Annotated in this window: 9 protein-coding genes; 3 read left to right on the top strand and 6 right to left on the bottom strand. The window is 73.2% G+C overall.

The window, feature by feature from the left end:
• Nucleotides 1–138: 138 nt before the first annotated feature.
• Entirely contained in the window at nucleotides 139–2,271 is a 2,133-nt protein-coding gene (locus ISO16_RS06625) for an ATP-dependent DNA helicase UvrD2 (protein WP_230304489.1), read from the bottom strand.
• Between the two features lie 114 nt (nucleotides 2,272–2,385).
• On the opposite strand from ISO16_RS06625, the gene ISO16_RS06630 reads away from it, so the two are divergent.
• Complete coding sequence (locus ISO16_RS06630; RefSeq protein WP_043797086.1) at nucleotides 2,386–2,640, top strand: mycoredoxin; 255 nt, start codon at nucleotides 2,386–2,388, stop codon at nucleotides 2,638–2,640.
• Between the two features lie 36 nt (nucleotides 2,641–2,676).
• Here ISO16_RS06630 and ISO16_RS06635 read toward each other — a convergent pair whose 3' ends face one another.
• Entirely contained in the window at nucleotides 2,677–3,519 is an 843-nt protein-coding gene (locus ISO16_RS06635; protein ID WP_072635564.1) for an SDR family NAD(P)-dependent oxidoreductase, read from the bottom strand.
• A gap of 103 nt (nucleotides 3,520–3,622) precedes the next feature.
• Here ISO16_RS06635 and ISO16_RS06640 point away from each other — a divergent pair, with 103 nt between their 5' ends.
• A complete protein-coding gene (locus ISO16_RS06640; RefSeq protein WP_083662541.1) occupies nucleotides 3,623–4,234 on the top strand; it encodes a TetR/AcrR family transcriptional regulator in 612 nt (203 codons plus the stop codon).
• Nucleotides 4,235–4,239: 5 nt separating this feature from the next.
• Here the strand turns inward: ISO16_RS06640 and nudC are convergent, their stop codons facing one another.
• The gene (gene nudC, locus ISO16_RS06645) at nucleotides 4,240–5,142 is read right to left on the bottom strand and encodes an NAD(+) diphosphatase (protein WP_072635565.1); all 903 of its coding nucleotides are present in this window, start codon (nucleotides 5,140–5,142) and stop codon (nucleotides 4,240–4,242) included.
• Nucleotides 5,143–5,168: 26 nt separating this feature from the next.
• The gene (locus tag ISO16_RS06650; RefSeq protein WP_006942770.1) at nucleotides 5,169–6,236 is read right to left on the bottom strand and encodes a potassium channel family protein; all 1,068 of its coding nucleotides are present in this window, start codon (nucleotides 6,234–6,236) and stop codon (nucleotides 5,169–5,171) included.
• 103 nt (nucleotides 6,237–6,339) lie between these two features.
• Here ISO16_RS06650 and ISO16_RS06655 point away from each other — a divergent pair, with 103 nt between their 5' ends.
• Nucleotides 6,340–6,732 (top strand): DoxX family protein, encoded by a 393-nt coding sequence (locus ISO16_RS06655; protein WP_029544562.1) that lies wholly within the window; start codon nucleotides 6,340–6,342, stop codon nucleotides 6,730–6,732.
• 6 nt (nucleotides 6,733–6,738) lie between these two features.
• Here the strand turns inward: ISO16_RS06655 and ISO16_RS06660 are convergent, their stop codons facing one another.
• A complete protein-coding gene (locus ISO16_RS06660; RefSeq protein WP_139311019.1) occupies nucleotides 6,739–10,104 on the bottom strand; it encodes an ATP-dependent helicase in 3,366 nt (1,121 codons plus the stop codon).
• Nucleotides 10,104–13,427 (bottom strand): ATP-dependent helicase, encoded by a 3,324-nt coding sequence (locus ISO16_RS06665; RefSeq protein ID WP_072635566.1) that lies wholly within the window; start codon nucleotides 13,425–13,427, stop codon nucleotides 10,104–10,106. The genes ISO16_RS06660 and ISO16_RS06665 overlap by 1 nt, the downstream gene beginning before the upstream one ends.
• Between the last annotated feature and the right edge of the window lie 12 nt (nucleotides 13,428–13,439).

Raw genomic sequence — 13,439 nt, forward strand, 5'->3', positions numbered from 1 at the left:
GAAGCCGAGCATCGGGGCCACCTCCTTCGTCGTCCGCGCACGGGCCTTTCCCGTGACATCGACCTCCAGCCTAGGAACTCGGCCGTCGATCGCACAACCCATTTTCTACCTGCGGTTTTACCGCAGCTTTGCGAACCGCTACAGATCGAGGGTATCGGGCGCGCGTTCACCGCGCACGACGGCGAGCACGTCCGCGCCGAACTGCTCGAGTTTCTTCGCCCCGATGCCGGGGATGGCGACGAGGGCACGGTCGTCGCCCGGCCGCTGCTCAGCGATCGCGATGAGCGTGTTGTCGCTGAACACCACGTAGGCGGGGACCTTCATCTCCTTGGAACGTTCCCGGCGCCAGTCCTTCAGCGCCATCAGCAGCGATTCGTCCAGGTCCGACGGGCAGCCCTCGCAGCGCCCGAGCATGGTCGCGGACGACCCCATCAGAGGCTTTCCGCACACGCGGCACTGCGGCCGCTTACGTTTCGGCGACGCGGGGGCCGCGATCCGGGAGGCCGGCGAGTCGTCGGGGATCAGACCGTGCAGGAACCGGGACCGCCGCCGCGACCGGCGGCCGCCCTCGGTGCGCGAGAGCGCCCAGGACAGTTGCAGGTGCACGCGGGCGCGGGTGACCCCGACGTACAGCAGGCGGCGCTCCTCCTCGATGCCGGCCTCGTCGGGCGGCGTGGAGCTGTCGCCGACGACGTGCACGATGGGCAGGGTCCCGTCGGTGAGGCCGACGAGGAAGACCGCGTCCCATTCCAGGCCCTTGGCCGCGTGCAGCGACGCGAGCGTCACGCCCTGCACCGTCGGCGGGTGCCGCGCCTCGGCCCGCGCCGCCAGGTCACGCAGCAGACCGTCGAGATCGAGGTCGGGCTCGTGCCCGAGGAGCTCCTCGGTCAGCTGCACGAGCGCCCGCAGCGATTCCCACCGTTCACGGGCCTGCGCACCGGCAGGCTCGGCCTCGGTCAGGCCGAGCGGGGCGAGCACCGCCCGCACCAGCGTGACGAGGGCGGCGCCGCGATCGGCGCCCTCGGGCAGGTCGTCGCGGCCGTGGGCCTGCCGCAGCGCGCCGACCGCCTGGCGCACCTCGGCGCGGGTGAAGAAGCCCTCGCCGCCGCGGACCTGATACGGGATACCGGCCTCGGTGAACGCCTGCTCGTAGGCCTCCGACTGGGCATTGATGCGGTAGAGCACCGCGATCTCGGCGGCGGGCACCCCCGATCCCAGCAGCTTCGCGATCGACTTGGCCACGGCCTGCGCCTCGGCGGGCTCGTCGTCGTACTCGGCGAACGCCGGCTCGGGTCCGGGCGGGCGCTGGCCGACGAGCTGGAGGCGGGTCCCGGCGATGCGGCCACGTGCCGCACCGATGACCCGGTTGGCGAGGGACACCACCTGCGGCGTGGAACGGTAGTCGCGTTCGAGCCGGACCACGGTGGCGTCCGGGAATCGGCGGGAGAAGTCGAGCAGATACTGCGGGGTGGCACCGGTGAACGAGTAGATCGTCTGATTCGCGTCGCCGACGACGGTGAGGTCGTCGCGGTCGCCGAGCCACGCGTCGAGCACGCGCTGCTGCAGGGGCGTGACGTCCTGGTACTCGTCGACGACGAAGCAGCGGTAGCGGTCGCGGAACTCCTCGGCGACGGCGGTGTGCTCCTCGAGCGCGGCGGCCGTGTGCAGCAGCAGGTCGTCGAAGTCGAGGAAGATACCGTCGTCGCGCACCTTGAGGGACTCGTAGCCGGCGTAGACGGCAGCCACCCGTCCGGCGTCGGCGGGGGGCTCACGCCGGGCCCGGGCCACCGCGGCCGGGTAGTCCTCCGGCGCGACGAGCGAACCCTTGGCCCATTCGATCTCCGAGAGCAGGTCGCGCACGGTGTCGGTGTCGGTGGCGAATCCGGCACGGTGCGCGGCCTGGGAGACGACGGCGAACTTGCGGTCGAGCAGCTGCCACGGCGTGTCGCCGACCACTCGCGGCCAGAAGTAGCGCAGCTGCCGCAGCGCGGCGGCGTGGAAGGTACGCGCCTGCACCTGCGGCCCCGAGCCGCCCACCCCGAGTTCGCGCAGCCGGCCGCGCATCTCCCCGGCGGCGCGGGCGGTGAACGTGACGGCGAGGACCTGGCCGGCCGCGACGTGTCCGTGGGACACCAGGTGCGCGATGCGGCGGGTGATGGTCCGGGTCTTTCCCGTCCCGGCACCGGCGAGGACACACACCGGGCCCCGCGGCGCGAGGACCGCCGCCGCCTGCTGGGGATCCAGGCCCTCCACCGATGCATCTGCTCGCATGGGCTCCATCATGGCAGGACGCGGTGACAGGCCTCCGGCCCACACCGACTGTGGTGGAGAACACATTTCACCGTCGCGCGGAACAGCGGGTGCCCCGGAGTTGTTGTGCGCACCGTGACTACGACCGATGCTCCCGCCCTGACGCTCTACACCACCGACTGGTGCGGCTACTGCCGCCGCCTCAAGAGCCAGCTCGACGAGCACGGCATCGGCTACGCCGAGATCGACATCGAGGCCGACCCGTCCGCCGCCGAGTTCGTCGGCAGCGTCAACGACGGAAACCACGTCGTTCCCACCGTGCAGTACGCCGACGGCAGCACCGCGACCAATCCCCCGCTGTCCGCGGTCAAGCAGGCGCTCGGTCTCTAGCCGACGGCACCGCATCCGCCGGGAGCACCGAGGAGCTCAGGTGGTGTATCCCGGCGGGGCCGGCACGGCGTGTTCGGCTGCCCGGCTGACCTGCTCCCATGCCGCCCAGTCCCGGATGCGCTCCTGCGCGAGTCCGACCGCGGCGTCGTAGACGACGCTGCCGAGGATCAACCGTCTCGGCGGGGCGTCGCTGTCCACGGCTGCCCGGACCGCGGCCGCGGCGAGCGCCGGCTCGCTGTCGACGCCGCCGGCGGCCGACGTCGCTGCCATCTCGGCGCGCAGCGCCGCATAGTCGTCGAGCGGCGCGGTGGCGGGCATGTCCTTGTACAGGTCCGTCCAGTATCCGCCGGGTTCGACGATCGTCACGGCGACCCCGAAGTGTGCAGCCTCGGCAGCGACCGCCTCGCTCAGTCCTTCCAGTGCGAACTTGCTGGCGCTGTACAACCCGGTGGTGGGAAATGCCGCGATCCCCGCAACACTGGAGATCTGCAGCAGGCGGCCCGGGCGCCGGCGCAGCGCCGGCAACACCGCCTGCGTGACCCACAGCGCTCCGAAGAAGTTGGTCTCCATCTGAGCGCGTGCCTGCTCCTCGGTGAACTCCTCGACGAAGCCCGTCCACATCGTCCCGGCGTTGTTGACGACGACATCGAGGCGCCCGAAGTGTTCGACAACCCGATCGACCGCCGCGAACACCGCCGACCGGTCGGTCACGTCGACGTCGACGGTGAGCACCCGCTCGTCGTCCCGGAACTCGGGCACGGCGGTTGCGGTGCGGGCAAGAGCGGCCACCCGGTCTCCTGCGGTGAGCGCCTCCCGGGTGAACGCTCGGCCTAGCCCTCGGCTTGCCCCCGTGACCAGCCATATCCGCTGCTCGACCATACCGGCGCCTCCTCGAATCTAGACGAGACGGATCGTCTCGCCATGTGAGTATGCGATCCTCGTTCCCTCTTGTCAAGACGGTCCGTCTCGTCTCGATTTGGCTATGCTGGGTTCCATGCCGCCGAGAACCACCCGCCGCAGCGACGCCGCCCGGACAGCGATCCTGACCGCCGCGGTGGAGTTGGTCGGTGAAGTGGGCTACAGCAAGTCGAGCATCGAGGCGATCGCTGCCCGAGCCGGCGTCGGGAAACAGACCATCTACCGGTGGTGGTCGTCGAAGGGATCGGTGCTGCTCGACGCCTACCTCAACGCAAACGTGGGCGGCGAACCGGAGGACCCGCAGGGCCTACCGAACACGGGCGATCTCGTCGCCGACATGAGGGCGGTGCTGCGCGCCACCGTCGACGAACTGAACGATCCCCGGTTCGAACGGCCGTTGCGCGCGCTGACCGTCGCCGTACTCGAGGACGAGTCCCTGGCCGCCGAATACTCCCGTCGTCTCGACGAGCCGACGCGGCGGATGAAGAAGGAGCGGCTGCGCGCGGCGCAGCGACAAGGTCAGCTGTCCCCCGATGTGGATCTCGACGCCGTCGTCGACACCCTCTTCGCCCCCGTCGCCCAGCGCTGGCTGCTGCGCTCCGGTCCGCTGACCTACGAATACACCGATCACCTCGTCGAGACCGTGCTCACCGGTCTGCCGAGGCCGGGGTCCTGACCGGTTCAGTTCCCCCGGACCCAGCCCTCCAGCATGCCCCGGGCGATCGAGATCGATCCCGGCAGCAACAACGGGGCGTCGGCCGGGGAGGCCCAGTCGCCGAGCGCCAGCGCGGCCCGCACCTCGTCGCGGGTGAACCAACGGGCCTCGGCGATCTCCCCGTCGAGGAAGGCCAGCGGATGCTCCGGATCGGCGACGGCGGAGAACCCGATCATCACCGACCGCGGGAACGGCCACGGCTGGCTGCCGAGGTACCGCACGTCTCGCACGTCGACGCCGACCTCCTCGCGGATCTCCCGCACGACGCAGGACTCGAGCGACTCCCCCGCCTCGACGAACCCGGCGAGCACGGAGAACCGTCGCTCCGGCCACACCGGCTGTCGCGCCAGCAGGACCCGGTCCGCGCCGTCGTGCACGAGACAGATGATCGCCGGGTCGGTACGCGGGAACTCCTCGTGACCGGTGCTGGTGCTGATCCTCGACCAGCCGGACAGGGTCGGCTCGGTCGGCGCTCCGTCCAGTGAACTGAAGCCCGCGTTGTCGTGCCAGTTGAGCAGGGCCACCGCGGTCACCATCAGACCCGCGTCGGCGTCGTCGAGCCGGTCGCCGATGCGGCGCAGGTCGGCGACCGTTCCGGTCTGGGCGAGCACCCGCACCGCCCACACGTGCCGCCCGTCCCGCACGCCGAGGAACACCGCGCCGGGCACCGGCTCGGGTCCCAGCTCCACCGCCGCGGCGAACACCAGCGCGTCCCCGTCCACCGGCACCTGGCCGCGACGATCGACCCGCAGCAGATGGGCCCGGGACCAGCCGTCGTGCAGGGCCGCGGCGTCGCCCCGCAGCTCCTCGGCGCGGTCGACGACCGCACGGGAGAGCAGGGGGGTGTCGGACAGCTGGAAACGGCTCACGACTGCACCCTAGCGGCGGCGCGGGCTCAGCCCGACACCCGCCGGATGTAGAGCAGCTTGTCGTCCGCCTCCACGGCGTCGACCTCGGGAGACCCCACGCGCAGCAGGCGGCCGTCGCGCACGACTCCGAGCACGATGTCGGACAGGTGCCGGGGCGATCCACCCACTTCGTTCGGTTCGACGTCGCGTTCGGCGATCGCGAATCCCGCCTCCGGGGTGAGCAGATCCTCGATCATCTCCACGACGCTCGGCGTCGTGGTGGCGATGCCGAGCAACCGGCCCGCAGTCTCCGACGAGATGACCACCGAGTCCGCGCCCGATTGACGCAGCAGATGCGTGTTCTCGGATTCGCGGATGGCCGCGACGATCTTCGCCCTCGGGGCGATCTCGCGGGCGCTGAGCGTGACGAGAACCGCGGTGTCGTCGCGGTTGGCGGCGACGATGATCGCGGCGGCGTGCTGAACGCCCGCCAGGCGCAGCACATCCGACTTCGTCGCCGAGCCCTGTACCGTCACCAGCCCCTGCCCGGCGGCGGTCTCGAGCACCACCGGATCGGTGTCGACGACGACGATGTCCGACGGCGGAACCCCGTCGCCCAGCATCGCATCCACCGCGGTACGGCCCTTGGTGCCGTATCCGACGACGACGGTGTGATTACGCACGCGGCGCCTCCAACGCTGAATCTTGAACGCCTGGCGCGAACTCTCGGTCAGTGCCGAGAGCGTGGTACCGACCAGGACGATGAGGAAGAAAATCCGCAACGGCGTGACGACCAGGACGTTGATCAGTCTCGCCTCGGGTGTGAACGGGGTGATGTCGCCGTAGCCGGTGGTCGACAGCGAGACGGTCGCGTAGTAGATGCAGTCCAGCAGCGACAGTGCGTCGCCCTGGGCGTCGCGGTAGCCGTCCCGGTCGAGGTAGACCACCAGCACGGCGAATGTCAACGCCACCACCGCATATCCGACGCGGCGAGTGATGGCCCGGCTCGGGCTCGTCTGCAGCTGCGGCACCCGCAGGATGCCCACCAGCGCGAAGTCCGGGCGCTCGGTGAGCACGTCGGAACGGCTGAAGCGGGCACGCAACCTACCCGGCATGGCGGCGCTCCCGCGGTGTTCTCGGCTCCGGTGACGCGGTCACCGACGTTCTCGTTGCTGACATCGGCTCGCAGCCTACGCGTCGGCCGCTAGTGTGGCGCGCATGTCCACACTCCCGTCCCAGCGCGCGGCGCTGCGGCTGTCCGCGCTCCTCCTCGGAGCGGGCGCGGCGCACTTCGCCTCCCCCCGGCCGTTCGACCGGATCGTGCCGACGGCGCTGCCGGGCTCGCCACGCACCTATACCTACGTCTCCGGGGTGGCCGAGCTGACCGCCGGGACGGCGCTTGCGATTCCGCGGACCCGGCGGCTCGGCGGGACGCTGGCCGCGGCCCTGCTGATCGCGGTGTTCCCCGCCAACGTGCAGATGGCCGTGACATGGCTGCGCAGCGAGCGGCTCTCCCCGGCCGCGAAGGCGGTCGCGGTGGCCCGGCTGCCGCTGCAGGTGCCCCTGATCGCCCAGGCTCTCACGGCGCGGCGCAACGCCCCGCGCCGCTGACCGCCGCTATCGCTCGCCGGCCGACGGGCGGTCCGCGCCGGCGCTGCGCACCAACCGGTCCAGCCGCTCGGCGCCGGGCAGGTCCTCCGGCGCGATGGTCCGCCCGGTGCGTACGTAGTGGAATGCGGCCCGCACCTTGTCGAGAGGCGGCACGGCCGGTCGGCCCGTCGCGCGGAACGTGCGGGCGGCCATCAGCTGCGCCCAGGCCAGTCGGTACGCGGCCAGCTGCATCGCCACCGCCTCGAGCCGGTCCTCGTCGGGCTCGGCGCCGGTCTTCCAGTCGATGACCGTCCAGCCGCCGTCCGGGTCCTCGAACACCGCGTCGATCCGGCCACGGATCACCACCCCGGCCAGCGACGTCTCGAACGGAACCTCCACCTCCACCGGGCTGCGCTGCGCCCACCGCGAGCGCAGGAACGCCTCCTGGAGCCGGTCGAGTTCGGTCTCGTCGCCGCCGGCGTCGTCCGCGCCGGGCAGTTCGTCGAGGTCGAGCAGCCGCGTGGCGCCGTATCGCCGTTCGAGCCAGGCGTGGAAGGCGGTGCCGCGGCGCGCCAGCGGATTCGGCCGGAACGGCAACGGACGGCGCAGCCGCGCCGCCAGCGCGGCCGGGTCCGCGGCCAGATCCACCAGCTGGCTGACCGACATCTGGGCGGGCAGCATCACCTCGGCACGCTGCTCGGCGCGCCGGGCCCGCTCGGCGAGCAGCGCGTCGACGTCCGCGGCCCAGTCGTCGGGGTCGTCGTCCGGGGTCGCCGGGGGTTCGGGTTCGGGCTCCTCGAGCATCGCGAGGACCAGGGCCGCGCCCTGCTCGACGAAGGGACGCCGCACCCCGAGGGGATCGCGCGGCCACACGGCGGTGTGCGGATCCGCGGTCATCGGGTTCTCGGTGCCCGGCTCCGGCGCCGGGGCCCAGGTCTCGATGCGGCCGAGCCCGGGTCGCGCCGCCACCAGCTCGTGCAGTTCGGACAGGAACGGGGACGGTCCCTTCGGGTCCGTTCCGGACTCGGCCCAGTGGTGCCCGGAGACGAACAGGGCCCGCTCCGTGCGGGTGAGCGCGACGTAGAACAGGCGCCGGTCCTCGTCCAGTTTCCGGCGCTTGAGGGCGTCCTTGTGCGTGTCGATGCAGTTCTCGAGCGATTTGCGGTCGTAGACCTCGTCCAGATCGAGGACGGGGACGCCGTCGCTGTTCTCGCCCGGCAGCGCCCGGTCGCCGCGCAGCGACGGCGGCAGTTCCCCGAGGGCGCCGAGCCATGTGCTGCCGGCCGTCGACGAGGGGAACACCCCGGCGGTCAGGTGCGGGACCGCCACCACCTCCCATTCGAGGCCCTTGGCCGAGTGCACGGTCAGCACCTGCACCCGTTCGGTGGCGACCTGCACCTCGCCCGGAGCGAGTCCGCCCTCGATCGCCTCGGCGGCGGAGAGGTAGGCGAGCAGGCCGGTCAGCGTCGCCGAACCGCGGCTCGCGTACCCGGCGACCACGTCCGCAAAGGCGTCGAGGTTCTCCCGGCCGACACCGCCGTCGCTGCCCGCGCGGGCCTGCGCCTCGATGCCGATGCCGAGAACCCGCTCCACCTCGGCGACGAGCTCCGTCAGCGGCTGGCCCAGCCGCTCCCGCAGGGACGCCAGCTCCTTGCCCAGCGCGACGATGCGCGCGTAACCGAACTCCGAATACCGATGCGGCGGACCGGGATCGGAGAGTGCGTCGGCGATCCCGGCCTGTTCGGACTGCTCGCCCGGCAGGGCGCTGTCGAGCGCCTCGGCGAGGGCGGCCGAGTCGCTGACCGTGCCGGCGACGCCGAAGCGGCCGCCGATGGCGAGTTCGCCGGCCCGGCGCCACAGCGCCTTCAGGTCGGCGGCGCCGAGCTGCCAGCGGGCGCCGGTCAGCACCCGCACGGCCGCGCTGCCGGCCGTGGGGTCCGCGGCCAGCCGCAGCATCGCGATCACGTCCGCCACCTCGGGGGTGTGCAGCAGGCCGCCGAGATCGACCACCTCGACGGGCAGGCCGTGGGCTCGCAGCGCCTCCGCGATCGGCGCGGCGTCAGCATTGCGGCGCACCAGCACCGCCGCTGTGGGCGGCGACGCCTCGGCGGCCCGGGCGGCCGCGTACTCGGCGGCGATCCGCCCGGCCACCCATTCCCGTTCGGCCTCCACGTCCGGATGCAGGGCGAGCCGGACGTCGCCGGGGGTCGGCTCCGGCTTCGCCCGCAGCGTGCTGACCTGGACACCCTTGTGCCGCAACGGTTCCGATGCCAGATTCGCCAGCTCCAGCGCCTCTGGGGGGTTGCGCCAGCTGGTGAGCAACTCGAGCCGGGGCGCGGGGCTGCCGTCCGGCAGCGGGAAGTCCGTCGAGAACCGGGGCAGGTTCGCCGCGGACGCGCCACGCCATCCGTAGATCGACTGCATCGGATCGCCCACCGCGGTCACCGCGGGCATCCGCTCCGAGGCGCCGCCGGACAGGGGACCGCCGAACAGCGACGACAGGAGGACACGCTGCGCGTGGCCGGTGTCCTGGTACTCGTCGAGCAGCACCACCCGGAAGCGGGCCCGCTCGGCGCGGCCGACCTCCGGGTGGTCGCGGGCCATCCGGGCGGCGAGCGACATCTGGCTGCCGAAATCCAGCGCGCCCTCGCGGCGCAGCGTCTGCGCCAAGCGCTCGACCAGGGGCAGCAACTCGATCCGGGCCTGCTGCGCGTCGAGGATGCTCAGCAGGGTCTTCGACGGTCCCCCACGCTGATTCGGGCCGGCGGGCAGCGTGTGCACGAGCTTGTCCAGCTCGGTGTGCGCGACGCGCAGGTCCTCCGGCTCGACGAGGTGCTCGGCGAGCTGCCCCGACAGGGCCAGCACGCACTCGGTGACCGACGCGGGATTGCGGTCGGTGTCGAGGTCGCCGTCCCAGGCGCTGACCACGCGGTACGCGAGCTGCCACAGCTCGGTCTCGGACAGCAGGGTCGCCGACGGTTCGATGGGCAGCAGCAGCCCGTGCTCACCGAGCAGGCGCCCGGCGTACGCGTGATAGGTGCCCACCTCCGGCTCGCCGGCGAGGATGCGGGCGCGCAGCCCGCCGGTCGGGTCGAGGTCGCGCACCAGCGCCGATCCGGCGAGCTTCGCCAGCCGCCGGCGGATCCGGGTGGTGAGCTGCTGGGCGGCCTTGCGGGTGAACGTCAGGCCCAGCACCTGTTCCGGGTCGACGAAACCGTTCGCGACGAGCCAGACCACGCGCGCCGCCATCGTCTCGGTCTTGCCGGCGCCGGCGCCGGCGACGACGAGCGTGGGCTGCAGCGGCGCCTCGATCACCGCGGCCTGCTCACCGGTCGGCGGGAACTGCCCGAGCGCGGCGGCCAGCTCGACCGCACTCACCGTCGGTGGTGCCACTATCCCGTCACCTGCCTGCCCTCGTCGTGCGCCGGGCAGCTCGACAGGACCGGGCAGTGCCGGCACCCGTCGTTGACCCGGGCCAGGAACTGCGGTCCGCGGGTGGCCGCGGCTGCTTCGTGGATCACGTCGCGCCAACGGTCGAGCGCCTCGGCGTCCAGCGGGGGCTGTACCCGCTGGGTGGCGCCCTCCTTGTTGTGCGGTTTGGCGACGAACACCAACCGTGCCCCGCCGGGTTCGCCGGCGGGCTGCCCGTCGATCGCGCCGGCCGCGGCGGCGACCTGGTAGGCGGCCAGCTGCGCGTGCTGCTGCGCCGCCTCCTTGGTGACCGGATGGCGCGCGGTCTTGACGTCGATGATCACGGGCCGCCCGTCGGGGTCGCGCTCGAGCCGGTCGATCCGGCCGCGCAGCCGCACCCGAGGCTCGTCCTCGGTCCGGGGTTCGAGGATGCCGTCGACGGCGATCTCGACCCCGACCTCGGTGAGCTCGCCACGGGTGCCGCGCAGCCACGCCGAGAACGTGTCGAGCATGGCGCGGGTGCGTTCGAGCTCGCGACGGGCGTACCACTGGGAGCCGAGATCGACCGAGTCCCATGCCCGTTCGAGCGCCCGCTCCACCTGGTCGGGCGGGATCCGCCCGGCGAGCGCCTGCACCAGCGTATGCACCAGACTGCCCGCGACGGCGTGGGTGTTGTCGCCGTCGGAGCCGCCGTGCCGCTCGAACATCCACCGCAGCGGGCACGTGGTGAGCTGTTCGACCGTCGACGGCGACAACGGCACCGCGTCGGCCCCGGGGTCCCACAGTTCCTGTTGCGTGCTGGGCTCGGCGGTGCCGTACCACTGGTCCGGATGCGCGCCCCGCACACGGGCCCGGGCGAGCCGCGCGAGCTGTGCGGCCGCCCGGCGCTGCCGCTGCGGATCGTCCCGGGCCACCACGGGATCGCACACCACGCTGCGCAGCTCGGCGACGAGGGTGGGGAGGGCGAGCACCCGGGTGCGGGTCTCCTCGGGCAGCACCGAGACGTCCTCACCCGCCTCGTCGACGACGTCGTCGGAGTCCGCGCCCACCAGCTCGTCGACGAACCGGGAGCGCACCATGTCGGTGTCGCCGCCCACCGATTCGACGGCGGTGACGAGCAGGGTGCGCCGCGCCCGGCTGCACGCGACGAGGAACAGGCGGCGCTCGTCGGCCAGTAGCGGCGCGGTGCGTGAGAGCCGCGTCGAGCCGTCGCCGCCGCCGTCGGCCCCGGACACCGCGTCGATCAGCGTCTCGATGCCCAGCAGGGTGCCGCGGGCGCGCAGGCTCGGCCACAGGCCCTCCTGCACGCCGGCGACCGCCACGACGTCCCACTCCCGGCCGGCCGCCGAGTGGGCACTGACGACGGTGACCGCCTCCGCCGGCGCGACCAGGCGGGTGCGGACGGTGCCCGGGATCTCCTGCTCGGTGAGGTAGTCGACGAATCCGGCGAGCTGGGCGCGCGGCAGCCGGTCGACGTAGTCGGCGGCGGCGTCGAACAGCGCCACGATGCCGTCGAGGTCGCGGTCGGCCTGCGCGCCGACCGGACCGCCGCGTTCGGACGCCGCGGCCCACTTGCGCTCGAGTCCGGTGGCCTGCCACGCCTCCCACAGCACGTCCTCGATGCCGCCGCCGCGGCGCGCGGCCTCCCGGGCCTTGCGCAGCACGGCCTGGGCCTTCTTCAGCGGCGCCGCCTCGACGTCGGTGAGTCCGCGCTCGAGCCGTTCGGCGTCCTCGCCCTCGTCGTCGACGAGCAGCAGTCGCAGCAGTTCGGCGGAGTCGCGGTCGCCCCCGGCGGCGAGCTCGACACGGCGCAGGCCGCGGCGCAGGCGGCGCAGGGCGACCGGTTCGGCTCCGCCGACGGGCCCGGACAGCAGGGCGAGCGCCTCCTCGCCGCCGAACGGCAGCCCGGACAGTGCCCGCAGTACGAGCAGCAGCCCGGCGACGCCGTGCTGGCGGGCCAGCGGCAGCTCGGAGGCGGCCGTGGTCACCGGCACGCCGGCCGCCAGCAGGGCGCGCCGCAGCGGGGCGAGCGAGCGCGGCACCGACCGCACCACGACGGCCATCCGGGACCACGGCACCCCGTCGACGAGGTGGGCGCGGCGCAGCGTGTCGGCGACGAGCGCGGCTTCCTTCGCCGGCGTCGGCAGCACCCGGACCCGCACGGTGCCCGGGTCGTCCGACGGGACGGCGGGTGCGCCGCGGTGCGGCGGGAGGCCGGACAGCCGGCGGGTGATACGGCCGACGAGTTCGGCCACCTCGGGGGCGGCGCGGTGATTGGTGCCGAGCACCACGCGGCGGCTCGGGTCGTCGTCGACCAGCGCGGCGAGGAAGGCCGGGTCGGCGCCACGGAAGGTGAACACCGCCTGGTCCGGATCGCCGGCGACGGTGGTGGTGCGGGTGCCGAGCCCGACGACGCGCACCAGTTGCGCCGCCTGCGGGTCGAGATGCTGGGCGTCGTCGACGAGCAGGTGCCGGATCCGGGACCGTTCCCGTGCGAGCAGGTCGGGGTCGGTGACGAACGCGGCGAGGGCCGCCCCGACGAGTTCGGCGGCGTCGAGGGCGGGCGCGGTGGCCTCGGGCGCCTCGACGCCGACCGCGCCGCGCAGCAGCATGATCTGCTCGTACCGGGCGGCGAATTCGCCGACGGCGACCCACTCCGGCCGCGACCGCCGCTGCCCGAGCTCGATCAGGTCCTCGGGACCGAGGCCGCGTTCGTTGGCGCGCAGCATCAGGTCCCGCAGCTCCACCGCGAAGCCGGTCATGCCGAGTGCGGGCCGCAGCCGCTCGGGCCACATGCCCGCGCCGTCGTCGAGATCGCCGCGCAACAGCTCGCGCAGGACGGCGTCCTGCTCGGCGCCGGTGATCAGGCGCGGGGGCGGGTTGCCGTGCGTGGACGCCTGCAGCCGCAGCACCGCGAACGCGTACGAGTGGACGGTCCGCACCAGCGGTTCCCGCGTGGCCCGGGGACCACCGGGAACCGCCCCCACGCGGAGCAACCCGGCGGTGATCGCCTCTCGCACCTCGGTCGCGGCGCGCCGGGAATGGGTGAGCACCAGCACCGACTCCGGGTCGGCGCCGGCGGCGATCCGGGACACGGCCAGGTCCACGAGCAGTGCGGTCTTACCCGTCCCGGGGCCGCCCAGCACCTGCCACGGCCGCCACTGCGGCATGGGCGGCGAATCGGCGAACACCCGCTGCACGTCCTCGGGCCACTGTCGCTGCGGCGGCGCCTCGTCCGGCCTCGGCACCAGCCGCACCTCGGCCTGCCGGGGCCGGGCGTCGGGGCGGATGTCGGCGTCGGTCATGGGGCCATTCCA

The organism is Rhodococcus sp. M8 (assembly GCF_015654185.1).
Classification (GTDB): Bacteria; Actinomycetota; Actinomycetes; order Mycobacteriales; family Mycobacteriaceae; genus Rhodococcus; species Rhodococcus aetherivorans.